The organism is Scytonema sp. PRP1, assembly GCF_036697665.2.
GTDB lineage: Bacteria > Cyanobacteriota > Cyanobacteriia > Cyanobacteriales > Nostocaceae > Kalymmatonema > Kalymmatonema gypsitolerans.
The window spans coordinates 43,563-58,906 of sequence record NZ_JBAHYJ020000024.1; the positions used below are offsets into that span (position 1 = coordinate 43,563).

Sequence of the window (15,344 nt, forward strand, 5' to 3'; positions counted from 1 at the left end):
CTAGGACATGAAAAAAGACCCAGTACCAGTGGGTTAGGAAGGTTTCAATTGGAAGATAACAGAAAGTATATATTTAAGCTGACTCAGGAGTTCGTTTGCGTGATTTAGGAGTCCTTTTTTTGACTATAGGGTAAGGAATTCTACGCTTACGTGTTTTACCCGCTTTCCAGCCAGAAGATTTTCCACGGGGTTTGGGGGGATGGGCAGGTGTGCCGATAGCCGCGAAAATTCCCCCCATCGCTTGGGCAACTCTTCCAGGAGTTAATTTATCGATTGACTTTTGCCAAGGTAAAGGGTTATCAGCAACGATATCACGAGCTAACCACAACTCCCAAGTCATTATTGGCATGAGTTCGCTCCATCTCTCACATTGTTTTGGTGTACTCAGCTTAGGTAAAGTCCAATGAAGACGCTGTTTGATAAACCGATACCAATGGTCAGCAGCAAAACGCCTGAGGTAGAGTCGCCAGACTTCTGATAGGGGAGGCATTTCGTCTCCAACCCAGGCTAGCCATAGTGGTTTTGTTACACGTAACGAACCATCACTGTTAAGTCGTTCAACTAGTATTAAGGACATTGAATGTTTAGCTGCAGCTCTAAAGTGTAGCTCGTGCCAAACACGAATTTGTATCCGCCCAAGTTTTGGGTCATTTTGTTCTAAAATTTGGGCAGGGGTTGTCCAAGTACCCGTATCTGAGAGCTTAAACTTATTACCGTGAATACGAGGTCTACCTCTACCAGAGTAAGGAGCTGGAGAACTCCACAAACAGAGGTTTGAGCGTAATCGCATCAGTTTATCTGCTTTGATATCTGCCGTTTTTAATACAAACGGTGCACATCCATACTCGCTGTCCCACAGGCTTATTGGGCGTGAAGGCAAATACTTACATACCTGTTTGAGTTGCCATACTGCCTTAGAGATTGGACTTTCCCAGCTAGTTATTCTTTCATGTCTTAAGGGTAAAGCCCAACTACCAGAATCTTCCGGAACCCAAACAATTGTACTATAACCCTCACCTGGTGCAACTGGTTTGTTGTTTGCGATTCCAGTACAGTAATGTTCATTTGTGCGGTCTTGTAGCGTGACTGCATGGGGTCTTGCCCAGGCTGTATGGTCTCCCGCTAATACAATTCGCTTGTGTGTTGGTATCTGTTCGATGTACAATCGCATTAACTTTTGGCGTTGAGGTCTTGTATCTTGTAGAGCTTCATAAATACTTGACCACTTGCGACGAAATACAGGCGATAGCGACAGGTCTGCAAGACAATATGCTTTACGCGTCAGCAGCACGGCATCCATTAATTCAAAAGTTGCATATGCAGGCTTTACTTAACAAATTGTAAGCGCAGGCGCGAAAATCTTTTAAGTGAGTAATAAAATTCATCGTGAAGTTGAGAGTTGGTCGTTCTTCTCTCATCTTCCAGCGAAGGGGGTCTGCGTTCACCGTAGACTGTCCTTCCAAAATTTTATACTAACGACACTTACATTTCTTTGTTAACGATCGCCATGCAGGGCGGCTCCACAGCTGCGTCGCCACCCTGCTTTTAGTCTCTTGTCTAGCAATAATGATAATCAAAAAGTGGTTGGTAGGAGAGAGGCGAGCGACGCTCGCCTCTCTCCCCTTTAGCAGTATTATCATTATTGTATTTTTTGCCCTATATACGTGTTACATACTTTGAAAGAATTATTGATCGGTTGAGACTAACTCGAGAGAGTATTTTTACCCGTAATTTTAGTTGCTTTCCGTTCCCTTCTATCGCTTTTAGTCTAAACTCCAGTAAAAAAGACCTTTCAAGATTAGAAAAAATATTAAAACAGGCTAAAAAACCATTGGCAGATGCGGCAGCCGTTAATACAACTCGGTGGGCATTGTTAGAAGTTTTGAAAGCCAATGGATTACCAGTAGAAACAGGTTCAGGCGGTTTAACCAAGTTTAATCGCAGTCAACAAATGCTCCAAAAAACTCACTGGCTAGATGCGGCTTGTGTTGGTAAATCAACTCCAATTCTCAATATTAAAGGTATTAAACCATTGTTGCTCACAGCTAATGGTCATGGTAGTAGACAGTCGTGTAGAACCGATAAGTTCGGTTTTCCAAATCGACACGTACCTAGGGAGAAAATACATTTTGGGTTTCAAACTGGAGACATTGTTAAGGCAATTGTTACTACTGGTAAAAAAGTGGGTAATTATGTTGGAAAAGTGGCTATTCGTTCATCAGGCAGTTTCAATATTTCAACCAAGAACGGATTAATTCAAGGAATATCTCACAAATTTTGTAAACGTATTCATGCAAAAGATGGTTATTCGTATGCAATTTAAACCCAAGAAATTGGGAATTGTTCAACTGTTCCTCTCATTGTTTTCGCATTCGCTCAAAGGCATTCAAGGAACGTTTCGTAATTCCCCCTCTATTCCTCCCGCCACCAAACCGAGTACGGTTTTGGTGGGGGTCTCCTGGAGGGTTAGATGAAATCTCAACCGAATTCTCAAGTTAATCTGATAATTGAGCGGGCGAAACAAGAAAATTTTAATGAGAATGAGATTGCCCTATATAATGATTTTTTCGCTGAAGGAGGGATAAAAAATCCTGCTAAGATGACGGAGCAAGATGCCACTAACTTTGTTAATTTTCTAGACAGTTGTGATGCGTCGAACGAATTTGTGGCGATGGCTTTGAATAGGTTGGCGCAGATTGCTCCGGCGAGTGTGATAGCACAAGTACTGGAGAGTGACGCTGATGGTGATGGCTTGACCCTTGCTGAAGAGCTAAAACTTGGGACCAAAGCTACTCAGTATGATACACCTGCCCAGATAGCTGTCGCACAGCAAAGGCAATTTCAGGCTTTTCCATCTAGGAATTCTGAATTTGAACTTTAAGTTTTAATGCATTCTTGCAGGGCTTGGGCAAAGTGCAAAACGGTTTTATCTTGTATTTACCAGAGTAAGCAGTAACTGCTTTCTATCAACTTTTCGACTACTCCAATAGAAGTAAACTCTATCACAATCTAGAAAAAAAACTTATTTTTAATCAAAACATTTTTGATTCTTAACCTAAGTTTGGAAGATTTAGAGAGAAAGGTGCACAAGGCTGATCTCAAGTTTTTGTGCCAGAGATTTTTATTTCTCAATCTTAGGAGAGCGTAGTAGTCGTGGCAAAGAACGTTATTATCATGATTGGAGACGGCATGGGCTGGGAAATGGCTCGTGCTGCTGCTATTTATAAACAAATTCAAGAGGGGAAAACGGGCGCTACCCTAAGTGATTTCTATACTTCTGGGGAAGGTACAGGACTAAGCTACCAAAACTTGACTGGCTACACCCTAGCTACGACTTATGGCACAACTGTTGCCGACAGCAACGGAGTTTACAGTACCGCTAACTCCGCCTTGGATAACTCCGATCCGGTAACAGGAGGTAGTGCGGTTCGTTCTGGTTTCAGCTTTGACCCTGCCTTTAATCCAGGTTCCACAGCAACTGGCGGAGCAAAAGTTAGTGAGGGTGCAGTAGGTAACTTGGTCGGTTATGATCCAGAGCGTGGCGGTATCAACCCCTGGACTCTCGGCACTGACCCAGACTACATCAAGTGGAGCTATCCGGATTCTGCGAACACTGCCACCACCTTGTACACCGGGGTAAAGAGCTATAACAATGCCATTGGTGTAGATATTTTCGAGCAACCCCTCGAAACCATTCTGACAACGGCTAATCTGCAAGGTAAATCCACAGGTCTGGTATCATCAGTACCCATTGACCACGCCACCCCTGGTGCAGCCGCCGCCAGCGTGAACCGCCGTACAAAGTATGATGATGAGTTTCCTAACTTAGACAACATACTTCAGCAAGAATTGCGAATTTATCAGCCAACGGTGTTGCTAGGTGGGGGACATCCAGTATCAAACCCCAGAGACCCTTTACCAGAAGGTGTCGAGCCACCTCGTAGCAATGAGTTCATCACAGAAGAAACTTATCAAGAACTGAGCGCAAACCCTACTAACAACATTTACAATTACACCTTTCTGGAGCGGGGATCTGACGCAGCCACCAAGCTAGCTGAGACTGCTGCTGCTCTTGACCCTAATAAAGGCGATCGCCTACTAGGTTTATATGGCGCTCGTGGGCAGAATGGTAACTTGCCTGTCAGTTCTGCCAATGGGGACTATAGTACGACTGGACTTGATAACTTCAGCGTGTTCACCACTCAAGGAAAGAACCCCGACACTAAGCGACCGCTACTGCCTGGAGAAACAGACGAATCCTTTATTGCCACAGAGGTCAACGAAAACCCGACCCTCAAAGACTTGGCGCAAGGAGCATTAGAGGTTCTGGGTAAGGATCAAGATGGCTTTTGGCTGATGATCGAAGGTGGGGATATTGACTGGTCTGCCCACGACAACAACATGGATAACCTAATTGGCACCGTGTTGGACTTCGACAAAGCTGTTACGTCCGTAATTAATTGGATTGACAACAACGGTGGCTGGGAAAATAACCAGCTGATTGTCACAGCTGACCACGACCACTATCTAACCCTAAATCCGAACTTCCCCTCTTTGGTGCAAAACCTTGGTGGTGAAGCGCTGACGGATTTAGACACACCAGCAGAAGCAGGGCACTTCTGGGGTTCTAACCCCGATGTCAAGTACGGCTGGGGAAATCATTCCAACCGTCCAGTACCAGTTTACTACCAAGGTCCTGACTCGGAAGTGCTTACCAGCTTTGAAGGTCAGGGTTACGAAAGTTATGGCTATCAAATTCCTGGCATACCCGGTCTTGTAGACCAAACCCAAATCTATAGGACCATGCTGGAAGCGGTTACAGGTTCTACAGAAAAGCCCTTGCTACAAGGACCTCAAACCTACTATGGCGATGCTGGTAATGATGTCGTTTACACTGGGCTTGACAATGACACAATCTACGCTGACGAGGGTGACAATAGAATTTTTGTGAACAACGGCGACAACAAGGTGTTTGCTGGTTCAGGCGATGACCTTGTGTATGCTGGCATTGGTAACGATGTTATTTACGTCGGCGAGGGTGATAACACAGTCTTTGCGGGTGCTGGTAACGACGAAATCTACGGTGGCGCAGGAGACGACCAGTTTTATGCAGGTGCAGACGATGACCTGATCTACGCAAGTGAAGGCAACAACATCATCTCTGCGGGAACAGGCAACGATACAGTGTATGTCGGTAGTGGCGAGAATGGCTTTATCCTAAACGCCGGGATTGGTTCTGTCACCGTCTATGGCTTCACGTCCGAAGACTACATTAGTCGTGGCGGTGGTCTAACTGCCCCCAGCACAACCACTCTTCCTCCCGATCTAAGTTTTAGCATCAGCGGTAATGACACCCTGATCAGTGTGGGTGATGACCTGCTGGCAACCCTAAAGTGGACGCAACTTGACACCGTGACTATCGTCTAGTCCTATTTTTAACTGGGGAGGTCTTCATTCCCCAGTTTCATCTTAATTTATGGCGATCAATTGCATAAAAGTAGTTACTCATAGTTAACCACGACTGGCAACACTGTATTTTGGACTAATGCTGTCAACAGAGCAACGAATTTCTGTCAATCCAAGGAAAATTGATTGAAAACGAGGGGTAAAAACTTAGCAGCCAAGAAATAGTGAAGACAGAAAATTTGTGATTGTTTGTCTGAGCTTCTCAAGCTGTCTTATAGCAGGACTTCAAAGGCTTTTCTATGGGGTGTCTGTAGTGCCTCGGTTGGCGGTGGCGGTAATTCTTCATCGATCACGCGCCAACGGTATCTGTTGCTACTTACACCCGGAATAGCAACAAGCCCTCTAGTACACCAAGTTTCCAGTACCGCGCAGCTGACGTAAGGAATTTATACAATAGGGACAGTCGCAGCTAAATAACTGAATTGCAGCGTTGCTTTCCTCCTCAGTAAAGTTCAACATGGCAACATTCTGCTCTGATGTTCCTGTAGTAACGGTTGTTGAACGTACAGGGGGAGCACCTGGCTTTCTTTCTGAATCTTTAATGCAAACAAAAGCGTAGTTACCGTGGGGATGAGTGATACAGGTACGACCATCGTTGGTGTGCATTAATCGCTGGGTAGTAGTAGCAGCGTGGGCAGGATTGATGATTCCTAGCGTAGACATCAGCGATGCAAAAACTGTAGAGCTGGAAAGCAAATTCAGTACAAGTTTTCTGTTCATGGGCTTCCTTAAAAACGTGCCTGACCGCTCAGGTTATTCGATTCACTGTCAAAAATCAAGTGAATTTTTTCCTGAAATAATCTAGTTTGACAATGCTCGTCACACGTTTGTTTCCGTCGATAGCATTGATTCCAGAAAAGTTGTCACGAAGCTAACCTGCCCTCCTCCCTAATTTCGCTTACGCCACCGCCACTTACTTACGCAGGGAAACCCTCCTGCAGTAGTGGCTCTCAATTTCGGATAGAGGGCGTTATCTCCTTGTTCCGGCAACCTCGCCCACCATATGGCGGGTGGGGAATTTCGCGGAAGAAAGTTAAAAACAGGTTTTTACATTTTTGAGTTTTGGATTGCTTACCGCTGAAGCTGCTGAAGGAGGGCTTGTGTTTGCTGATACCCTTGGGTATTTCCTTGCTGTTGAAACAGCCTTGCAGCCAGCTCCAAATCAGCAACAGCGCTCTTGTTGTTTCCTAAAGCATATTGAGCAAGTCCCCGGTTGCCATAGGCATCAGCTAGGTTGGGGTTTATATTGAGGGCCGAATTAAAGTTTGCTATGGCTTGCTGATGATTTCCCTGTCTATAATTGGCAAGCCCCAGATTGTAGTAGGCATCTGGTGAGGTTGGATCAATTTTTATTGTCTGGTTAAAGTCGGCGATCGCTTTGGTGATATCTCCCAGCTGTGCATGAACAGTCCCCCGACCGCTATAAGCATCCGCATGGTTGGGATTTAGCCGCAGCGCCCAGTTAAAGTCGGTAAGCGCTGCTTTCAAGTCTCCTAACTGAGATTTTGCTAGCCCTCGTAGGCAATAACCCTCGTAATATTTAGGTTTCAATTGTACTACAGAGTCAAAATCTTCAATAGCTCCATTGAAATTGCCTTGCTTAAGCTTTTGCACTCCTTGGTTATAGTATTCCTGAACATTTGTTTGCTGGAAGCGAATTTGTGGTGATTGTGCAGAGATAGCAGCAGGCAATCCACCTACTACACTCGTTATTCCCAGGATTGCAATTGTTTTATGAATGTAGTTCATGGCTTGACTTTCTCCGTGCTAGAAATACGAGGTAGATTTGCACAGAAGTATTCCCGATTACGAATATTGTATACGAGTCAAACAAATTAAGGGACAAGATGTAGCCAACCCAAAAGACTTTGTAATAGTAACTCTGTATTTAAACCGACGATAACAATTGCAACTCCCCAGGCTAAACATTTGAGCCACAGCGGATTCACAAACTCACCCATTAAGCGGCGGTTACTCGTAAACATTACCAATGGAATGACTGCAAACGGTAACTGTAAGCTGAGGATAACTTGACTGAGAACTATGAGGCTGCTTGTACTATTTTCTCCAAATAGAATAATAGTAATTAATGCTGGAACGATAGCAAGCAAACGGGTTACCAGGCGGCGTAACCATGACGGAAAGCGAAAGTGCAAAAATCCTTCCATCACAATCTGCCCTGCTAGGGTTGCTGTCAGTGTTGAACTTTGTCCAGAAGCAAGTAAGGCGATGCCAAAAATAGCACTCGCAGCACTAACTCCTAACAATGGTGAAAGTAGTTTATAAGCATCTTGAATTTCTGCCACATTTTGATTACCTGAAAAATGAAACGTTGCAGCAGACACAATTAAAATTGCTGAATTGATAAATAGTGCCAACGACAGAGCAAAAGTTGAATCAATAGTGCCAAACTTAATCGCTTCCCATCGCTTTTCAGGCATTGGTTCCCAATCGCGTGTTTGCACAATGGAGGAGTGTAAATATAAGTTATGAGGCATCACCGTTGCCCCTAAAATGCCGATGGAGATGTAAAGCATTTCTGGATTCTGTAAAATTTCTCGCTTGGGCAAATATCCCAACAAAATTCCCCCTATATCAGGTCTAGAGAAAAGAATTTCTGCTGTGAAACAAATGCCTACAGTTGCTACCAGCATAATCACCAAAGCTTCTGTATACCGAAAGCCTTTACCTTGTAGAAATAGCAATACAAGGACATCCAGTGCGGTGATGCATACACCCCACACTAGAGGAATCCCAAATAGGAGTTGCAGGGCAATAGCACTTCCGAGTAGTTCCGCCAAGTCACAAGCGGCAATGGCAATCTCACACAATAGCCATAAACAAAAGCTGACCCGTAGGCTGAAATAATCCCGACAAGCCTGTGCCAAATCTCGCCCTGTGGCAACACCCAAACGCACACACAAAGATTGCAGTAATATCGCCATTAGGTTCGACAGCAGAATCACTGTCAACAGGGTGTAGCCAAACTTAGCTCCCCCAGCGATGTCAGTTGCCCAGTTTCCAGGGTCCATATATCCAACTGAAACCAGATACCCTGGTCCTCCATAAGCTAGCATCTTGCGCCAAAAGCTACTACTGTTTGGGATAGAAATGCTACGGTGAACTTCAGGAAGACTGGGTCTATTTTCAGGATGAGCCATTGGTTTTGCTGTTTGATAATCTCATATTCTTTTCATAATTTCAGAAAATGTGCTACAAGCATCAACCGTAGGGTGTATAGATACAAAGGGAAACATTACATCTACACTCGCACAGTCAAGACTGTATTCATTGATGTATTGTACTAACATGACGGATTGTTGCGCTTTTATATAACCATTGAGAGACTCAAACCTGAAAAAATCTGAAGTTTGTAAATAATCTTTTACAATTCTTTGACAATTAGGAGTTGCTTAGGTGAAAGAAATATTAAAGTCCTTACTTTACTTCATCTGGGCTGGCTTGTTTGAGATAGGCGGTGGCTATTTCGTCTGGCAATGGTTAAAAGAAGGAAAGCCTCTGTGGTGGGGAATTGCGGGAGGTATTGGGTTAGCTCTATACGGTATCGTCGCGACTCTCCAGGCTGCAAACTTTGGTAGAGTTTATGGGTTCTTGGCAGCTTTTGGTGATCAACACGGAAACTCGTTTTAAGGCAGAGGGCAGAGGGCAGACGGCAGAAGGAGGGAGAAGGAAGAAGGAAAAAGGATATAATTAAATTACTAACTTCAAACTTCCGACTTCAAACTTATGACAACAACTGCCAGCGTTGGCGATAAAGTAGTATGTCAATTATTACCCGGTAAAGCTCTTTTTCAACTTGAAAATTGCCAATTGGACGAAGTAACTCATCAAATTACTTTAATAGCGTCCTCAACAAAAACTATTGCTCAGTGCCCACTGTGTCAACAGCTAACCCATCGAGTTCATAGTCGTTACTCGCGCAAATTAACTGATTTACCGTGGGCAGATTACAGGATTAGTTTACATTTGCGGGTGCAGAAGTTTTTTTGCATCAACGCACGATGTAAAAGGCGTATTTTTACAGAGAGATTAGGTGGCGTAACCGCGCCTTGGGCACGAAAGACGAAAAGATTAGCTGAAAAATTGACGGCTATCGGTCTAGCGTTGGGTGGTAACGCAGGGGTTCATTTGAGCAAAAAGTTAGGTTTTGTCGTGAGCCGAAATACCTTGCTGCAAATGGTACGTAGAATACCCTTGCCCCCGGTGATAACGCCAGTAACTCTTGGGGTAGATGATTTCGCTTTTCGTAAGCATCACACCTATGGCACGATACTAGTTGATCTGGAGCAAAGCCGACCAATTGCTTTACTTAAAGATCGCGAATCCGAAACCTTGAGTGCTTGGTTGCAAGCTCATCCCGGAGTTAAGACGGTTTCGCGAGACCGCTCAAAAGCTTATGAAAAAGGCATTCGTCAAGGGGCACCTCAAGCCATTCAGGTGGCAGATCGCTTTCATCTGTTGCAAAACTTATCTCAAACGCTTGAGCAAGTCTTTGGTACTCACGCTTCGGCGCTTAAAGAAGTGGAAAAACAAGTCTTTAGTACTGATACTAAAGTGCTAAAAGAGGTGGAAACAGCACACAACCTTTCCCTAATTGCTGAGGCTAATCCCTGCCCAGTTGTGCCAAGGTTTCCCCAAAACACATCTTTAAAAAGAAAAGTCCAATCCGCCAAGGCACGGGCCAGACGGAGGGACATCCATGAGCAAGTTTGGAGCCTACGGTCTCAAGGCTTATCAGGGCAAGCAATCGCTCAAGAACTGGGAGTGTCTAAAACTACCGTATTTAATTACTTGCGTAGCTCAACTTTTACCGAACGTCACGAACGTAGCGACCAAGGTCTGAGCCTTCTCAACCCTTATCATGATTACCTTCTCAGTCGGTGGAATAGCGGCTACTACAATACCCAAAAACTATTTGAAGAAATTGTTATGGCGGGCTATACCGGCAGTTATGCCACGGTCGTTCGGTTCACTCGTTATCTGAAGAGATCGCCTGGATTTGAACCGAGAAAAAGTTCAGCTCTAGACGCTTTCCCCAGGGTCAGATCTTCTTCCCAACGTGCTCTCACCCCCAGTCGAGTAACGGCTTTAGTCTTGCGACGACCGGAATTAACAAAGCCTAATGAGCGTGAAGTGCTCGCTCGACTACAAACAGCCCATTCGGATTTCGAGTCAGCCATTGAGCTAGCTCAACAGTTTGCAGTTCTTGTGCGTCAACGCCTGCCGTCAGAGCTCGAAGCTTGGTTAGATAAAGCTAAAAACAGCTCAATTTCTTTGCTGCGAAATTTTGCTCTCGGTTTAGAGTCTGACTACAATGCTGTCGAGGCGGGAGTAACGCTTTTGACGAGTAATGGCCCAGTTGAAGGACACATCAACCGTCTGAAGATGATCAAGCGCCAAATGTTTGGTCGAGCCGGACTTGATTTGTTAACTCGACGATTTTTATTAACCACAACAAAGGTATAATTCTTAATACTTCAAACTTATTTTCCTCTACCTTCAAACTTCAATTATGAGTTATAGAAATCAGTTTATTTGGCAACGAGCAGTTAAGCTTGCTATTAATTGCTACAAATTTACCCAACTATTTCCTAAGTCGGAATTGTATGGATTGACAAGTCAAATACGACGTTCGTCTGTATCTGTAGCATCGAATATAGCTGAAGGTTATGGTAGACGTTCAAAACAAGAATACATACAGTTTTTACATATTGCATTAGGTTCTTTAAGAGAACTCGATACACAATTAATCATTGCTAAGGAAGTAGATTTAGCTGAGAATAACCTTTTTACTCCAATCATGAACGAAGTTGAGGAAATGCAAAGTATTTTAGTTGCTACCTTAAACAAGCTCAAAGATTGAAATTATCCTTCTTCCTTCTTCCTTCTTCCTTCTCCCTCCTTCTGCCGTCTGCCCTCTGCCCTCTGCCTTAAAACGAGTTTCCGTGTTGATCACCAAAAGCTGCCAAGAACCAGTTTATGCTGGAAAAGGCGGCGTATTTATAGCAATGGCAATGCTTTGGGGTTGGAAGGTAGATGGGGTAGCTCCAGACCGCTATGATATGCTCGGAGCTTTTTTGGCGTTACTGAGTGTATTGATTATCATGTATGTGCCGAGAACATAGAAAAAAGGAATTTTGGCACTAATACCTTCCTAATATCGTCTTTTCAGAGGTGTTCCCCCTGCTCTCAAAAATGCTTTTCTTGTTTTTTTGTGTAGAGAAGCACAACTTTTGCAGTGTATTTTATACACTCTTGTCAAGAAGAACGCTTATCGTATATCTTTTTGCAATCAAGCGGCAGAATACCCTTTGATTGATGAATTACCCAAATTAATTATGGGAGGTCAAAAATGACTGCTTTTTCTCGTCCTTCAGTGTTCCAGAAAACCGCAGATGTTACCCTATCCAAGCCTGTGCAGGTAACGCTTTATATGCTGCTATCAACTCTTACGATCTGGACTGTATTCTTCTCTACCTATCCTGCGGTTCACAACACAGCACACTCAGTGCGTCATCACACTTTAGGCGTTGCGTGTCACTAAATTGTCATAATTCCATTACTTTTTAGGGATATTACGCAATGCTTTGATACCCAACAAACTAATGGCGCAGGCAATGGCACGGATTTCGTGCCAATGTTTAAGGTGGAAATAATTTTAGGTTATGTAGAGATGCTTTGTATCCTTTCTCTACATCGCCTTCTCTTGATGTCATATCATGTCTGATTTCTAACCAATTTTTTCCTGGAATTCCTCTAGTCCACACTCAATAAAGGCTCATGAGATAGGGTAAGTTTCACCTGCTACTGTCAAGGTGTCAGTCGCACTCATATACAAGATTTTTGCACTTCCCGTAAGGTTTTATGAAAAAATATCGACTGTTTGGGGTTATCAGTGGTGTTTGCATCGTGTTGTCAATTCTTTATTCCTTTGTAGGAGTTTCTCAAACCCCTGCACCCAAAGTGCTACTCACCACCAACCCACCCCTAGAACGTATTATCCCCTTTGAAGCAGAAGCACAAAGAGAACAATCTCCCGTTACTCTAACATTCCTTGCTGTTGATGCTGCGAGTAAACCGTTAGAAAATGCTCTCATTAGCTTACAAATTCTGACACCGCCGACGAATCCGTTGTTGACAACAGATTTTCCGATTGTCGAGGGAACAAAACTACTGCAAATGAAGGCAGTTGCACCTGCTGGTAAGCTAGAAATTCAACAGATGTTACCCATCCGTGGTAACTACCAACTGCGGGTGAATGTATCACCTTTAATCGCAAATGCTTTTGCTCCCTACGAGCAAACCTTGAATCTGAATGTCCGGGAAAATCCAGTCAAATATAAATATTTTGCTGTCGTTGCAGCTATTTTACTCTCAGTTGGATTGTTAGGTGGTTGGGTTATTGGCGGACAAGAACAACTGCGACAAGGGGAAATTGCGCCGCAGTCAGTGCGTCTGTTATTAAGTGGCTTAACAGTGATAGCTATAGTTACTCTATTGTTTATCAATATTAGTGCAGAAGTCGCAGAAGCTCATGGCAGCGGACACAATAGCGGTACAGAAGCTATTGCACCATCAGTCCAAAAATCTCAGGGGGTGGAAGTCCAGCTTGAGGGAGATAAAAATGCGACTGTTGGAAAACTTGCTAATTTAACGCTACAGGTGAAAGATGCCGCTACAGGACAACCCATCAAAGATGTAGCGTTGCACGTAAAGGCGATCGCTCTGGAACATGGTTTAACAGTTTTTACCTACAAAGGTGTTGCTGACTCTGAAGGTAAATTAACATGGCAGGAACAATTTTTTGATGGTTCACCTCATAAAGTCGAGGTGGAAGCAACTCCTCTAAGCGGATTATTGCGTCAATTTACACCAGTGAAAGTGGCACAGTCAGTTGAAGTAGAGGGGATTGCACCACCAATGTCTGTCCGGTTGCTTGGTTTATTTTACTTTACTGCTTTTGTGGGCATTGGTATGGTGATTGGATTGCTGATACAGTCGAAGCTCAAGCCACAAGCAAGGACAAACTAGTAGCACTAGCGCTTTACCATATGCCGTACCAATATTCCCAAAATGCCCAGTCCTAAGACTACTGATACTGCGAGCGCAGGAATATTCCACCCTTGTTTAGTTGCGCTAGTTTTCTTTGACTGGGCTAATTGCTTGGATGGAAGGGATGCTACATTAGCACTAGCTGCCACCGTGACATCATACTTCAACTGAAACGGCTGAAAATTGCCTTCTGTTTTGGGAGTGCAGCTTAACTCCAACTGATAAATTCCAGTATTGGGAAAGACAATATCCGCTCCGGGAATACCTTGATATTTTTCAACAGCAATAGGTTTGACAGCAGGCTTTTGCACTGGTGAGTCGCCCCCTTTGCGAGGTTGGGAGTAAACAGCCATTTGACAATTAGCTTCCTCCAGCGGCAGGATTTTCCCTCCTTTACGAGTAAGGGCAATCCAAGCTCTGGCAGGTTCCCCAGCTTTGGGATTGTGGTTAGGTTCAATGTGCCAGGTGGCTGCCACATCCCCTGATACCTGAATGTTGTGGGCTACAGCAGGCGTAACAAATGAGGCTAGAAACAGTGTCCAGCCTAGAGTTTGATTGATACCTGATAGGTGAGGCATAAAATTTTATTTAAAACTTTGCCATAAAGTAACTGCTTGCGTCAAAAGACAAGCTGTCAAACTTCACTTTATTTATAAGAGCAATTAAAACTTCCGTTTCAACTTTGATAAGACGTGTAGGAGCCACTCAGTAGGAGCCTAAGGGCTGATGACGATTCTTGTAGAGTTTGTTACTGTTAGCTCTGAATCAGCGTTGAGTAACCGTGATGAGTAGTCGAACAGCACGCTCCTACGCTTTCCTGTCGATTGCCGCTGCAATCGTCACTATCGCCCTGAAGTTTGGAGCTTACCTGCTAACGGGGTCAGTGGGGCTGCTTTCAGATGCGATTGAGTCAATTGTAAATCTAGTGGCAGCAGTGGTGGCACTGTGGGCATTGACCTATGCTGCCAAACCAGCCGATGCTGAACACACCTTTGGGCATTCCAAAGCTGAATACTTCTCCAGTGGTGCAGAAGGTGCGTTGATTGTAGTGGCAGCCATTAGCATTGCTTTTGAAGCCTGGGGACGCTTGCTGCATCCAGAACCACTCACACAACTTGGACTGGGGTTGGCACTCTCGCTGTTTGCAACAGCCATCAACGGCGTTGTTGCCTTTGTCTTGCTACGGGCGGGACGGCGATTACGTTCTATTACACTTCGGGCTGATGCACACCACTTATTCACCGATGTATTGACTTCAGGTGGTGTCGTACTTGGAATTTTCCTCGTCAAGGTAACAGGCGCTCTGGTGCTTGACCCAATTGTCGCACTTTTGGTGGCAGCAAATATTGTTTGGACAGGATTTCGTTTGCTGCGGGAAACCGGTAGCGCGTTACTGGATGCAGCTTTGCCTAAAGAAGAAATTGACGCAATCCTCCTTATTTTCAACGAGTATAAACGCCAGGACATTCAGTTCCACGCTCTGCGAACCAGGATTGCTGGAACGCGCCGATTTGTTTCATTCCATGTCCTTGTGCCTGGAGCTTGGACAGTGCAGCAAGGGCATGATTTGTGCGAAGCGATTGAGCTTGCCATCAGCAGGGCACTGCCTCTAACCCACGTTACAACGCACCTCGAACCTCTGGAAGATCCAGCCTCTTGGGAAGATCAGGAATTGGAGCGTCCCAGTAATCAGTAGATGCAAGGATGATCGGATAATTACTATCCAACTATGGTTGGATAAAAACCTAGAGAAATCTACTAACCTTTGGATCTGATGAAGTGGTTGCAAGTGTTGCAACTCACTG

The 15,344-nt window shown here is 44.4% G+C and carries 14 protein-coding genes and 1 pseudogene; 10 read left to right on the forward strand and 5 right to left on the reverse strand.

All coding sequences use genetic code 11. From position 1 onward, the window contains the following. Positions 1–73: 73 nt before the first annotated feature. Positions 74–1,300 (reverse strand): NF041680 family putative transposase, encoded by a 1,227-nt coding sequence (locus V5G28_RS04450; RefSeq protein ID WP_336229713.1) that lies wholly within the window; start codon positions 1,298–1,300, stop codon positions 74–76. Between the two features lie 480 nt (positions 1,301–1,780). Between V5G28_RS04450 and V5G28_RS04455 the strand changes: the two are divergent. The 3 genes and pseudogenes from V5G28_RS04455 to V5G28_RS04465 form a co-directional block, all read left to right on the forward strand. Further along, positions 1,781–2,323 (forward strand): annotated as a pseudogene (locus tag V5G28_RS04455) (RNA-guided endonuclease IscB); the annotation flags it as partial. A 147-nt stretch (positions 2,324–2,470) separates the two neighbouring features. After that, positions 2,471–2,881, forward strand: coding sequence for a hypothetical protein (locus V5G28_RS04460; protein ID WP_336229715.1), 411 nt, complete (start codon positions 2,471–2,473; stop codon positions 2,879–2,881). Positions 2,882–3,174: 293 nt separating this feature from the next. Continuing rightward, positions 3,175–5,427 (forward strand): alkaline phosphatase, encoded by a 2,253-nt coding sequence (locus tag V5G28_RS04465; RefSeq protein WP_336229780.1) that lies wholly within the window; start codon positions 3,175–3,177, stop codon positions 5,425–5,427. A 381-nt stretch (positions 5,428–5,808) separates the two neighbouring features. Here V5G28_RS04465 and V5G28_RS04470 read toward each other — a convergent pair whose 3' ends face one another. From V5G28_RS04470 to V5G28_RS04480, 3 genes are all read right to left on the reverse strand, one after another. Further along, a complete protein-coding gene (locus V5G28_RS04470; RefSeq protein ID WP_336229717.1) occupies positions 5,809–6,186 on the reverse strand; it encodes a hypothetical protein in 378 nt (125 codons plus the stop codon). A gap of 351 nt (positions 6,187–6,537) precedes the next feature. Continuing rightward, positions 6,538–7,215, reverse strand: coding sequence for a tetratricopeptide repeat protein (locus V5G28_RS04475; protein WP_336229719.1), 678 nt, complete (start codon positions 7,213–7,215; stop codon positions 6,538–6,540). Positions 7,216–7,301: 86 nt separating this feature from the next. After that, the gene (locus tag V5G28_RS04480; RefSeq protein WP_336229720.1) at positions 7,302–8,627 is read right to left on the reverse strand and encodes an Nramp family divalent metal transporter; all 1,326 of its coding nucleotides are present in this window, start codon (positions 8,625–8,627) and stop codon (positions 7,302–7,304) included. 256 nt (positions 8,628–8,883) lie between these two features. Between V5G28_RS04480 and V5G28_RS04485 the strand changes: the two genes are divergently transcribed. The 6 genes from V5G28_RS04485 to V5G28_RS04510 all read left to right on the forward strand — a co-directional run bounded on the left by V5G28_RS04485 (position 8,884) and on the right by V5G28_RS04510 (position 13,518). Then, positions 8,884–9,117: a hypothetical protein gene (locus V5G28_RS04485; RefSeq protein WP_442994216.1), complete on the forward strand. Its 234-nt coding sequence runs from the start codon at positions 8,884–8,886 to the stop codon at positions 9,115–9,117. Positions 9,118–9,213: 96 nt separating this feature from the next. After that, positions 9,214–10,953 carry an ISL3 family transposase gene (locus V5G28_RS04490; protein WP_336229721.1) on the forward strand — a complete coding sequence of 580 codons (1,740 nt, stop codon included), beginning with the start codon at positions 9,214–9,216 and terminating at the stop codon, positions 10,951–10,953. A gap of 46 nt (positions 10,954–10,999) precedes the next feature. Continuing rightward, complete coding sequence (locus V5G28_RS04495; RefSeq protein ID WP_336229723.1) at positions 11,000–11,350, forward strand: four helix bundle protein; 351 nt, start codon at positions 11,000–11,002, stop codon at positions 11,348–11,350. An 82-nt stretch (positions 11,351–11,432) separates the two neighbouring features. Beyond that, on the forward strand, positions 11,433–11,612 hold the full coding sequence (locus V5G28_RS04500) for a hypothetical protein (protein WP_336229726.1): 180 nt from the start codon (positions 11,433–11,435) through the stop codon (positions 11,610–11,612). A 227-nt stretch (positions 11,613–11,839) separates the two neighbouring features. Next, a complete protein-coding gene (locus V5G28_RS04505) occupies positions 11,840–12,031 on the forward strand; it encodes a CbtB domain-containing protein (protein WP_336229728.1) in 192 nt (63 codons plus the stop codon). A gap of 320 nt (positions 12,032–12,351) precedes the next feature. Continuing rightward, positions 12,352–13,518: a hypothetical protein gene (locus V5G28_RS04510; protein ID WP_336229730.1), complete on the forward strand. Its 1,167-nt coding sequence runs from the start codon at positions 12,352–12,354 to the stop codon at positions 13,516–13,518. A 5-nt stretch (positions 13,519–13,523) separates the two neighbouring features. Here V5G28_RS04510 and V5G28_RS04515 read toward each other — a convergent pair whose 3' ends face one another. Next, entirely contained in the window at positions 13,524–14,117 is a 594-nt protein-coding gene (locus V5G28_RS04515) for a hypothetical protein (RefSeq protein ID WP_336229732.1), read from the reverse strand. Positions 14,118–14,323: 206 nt separating this feature from the next. Here V5G28_RS04515 and V5G28_RS04520 point away from each other — a divergent pair, with 206 nt between their 5' ends. Continuing rightward, entirely contained in the window at positions 14,324–15,235 is a 912-nt protein-coding gene (locus V5G28_RS04520) for a cation diffusion facilitator family transporter (RefSeq protein ID WP_332988378.1), read from the forward strand. Positions 15,236–15,344: the final 109 nt, after the last annotated feature.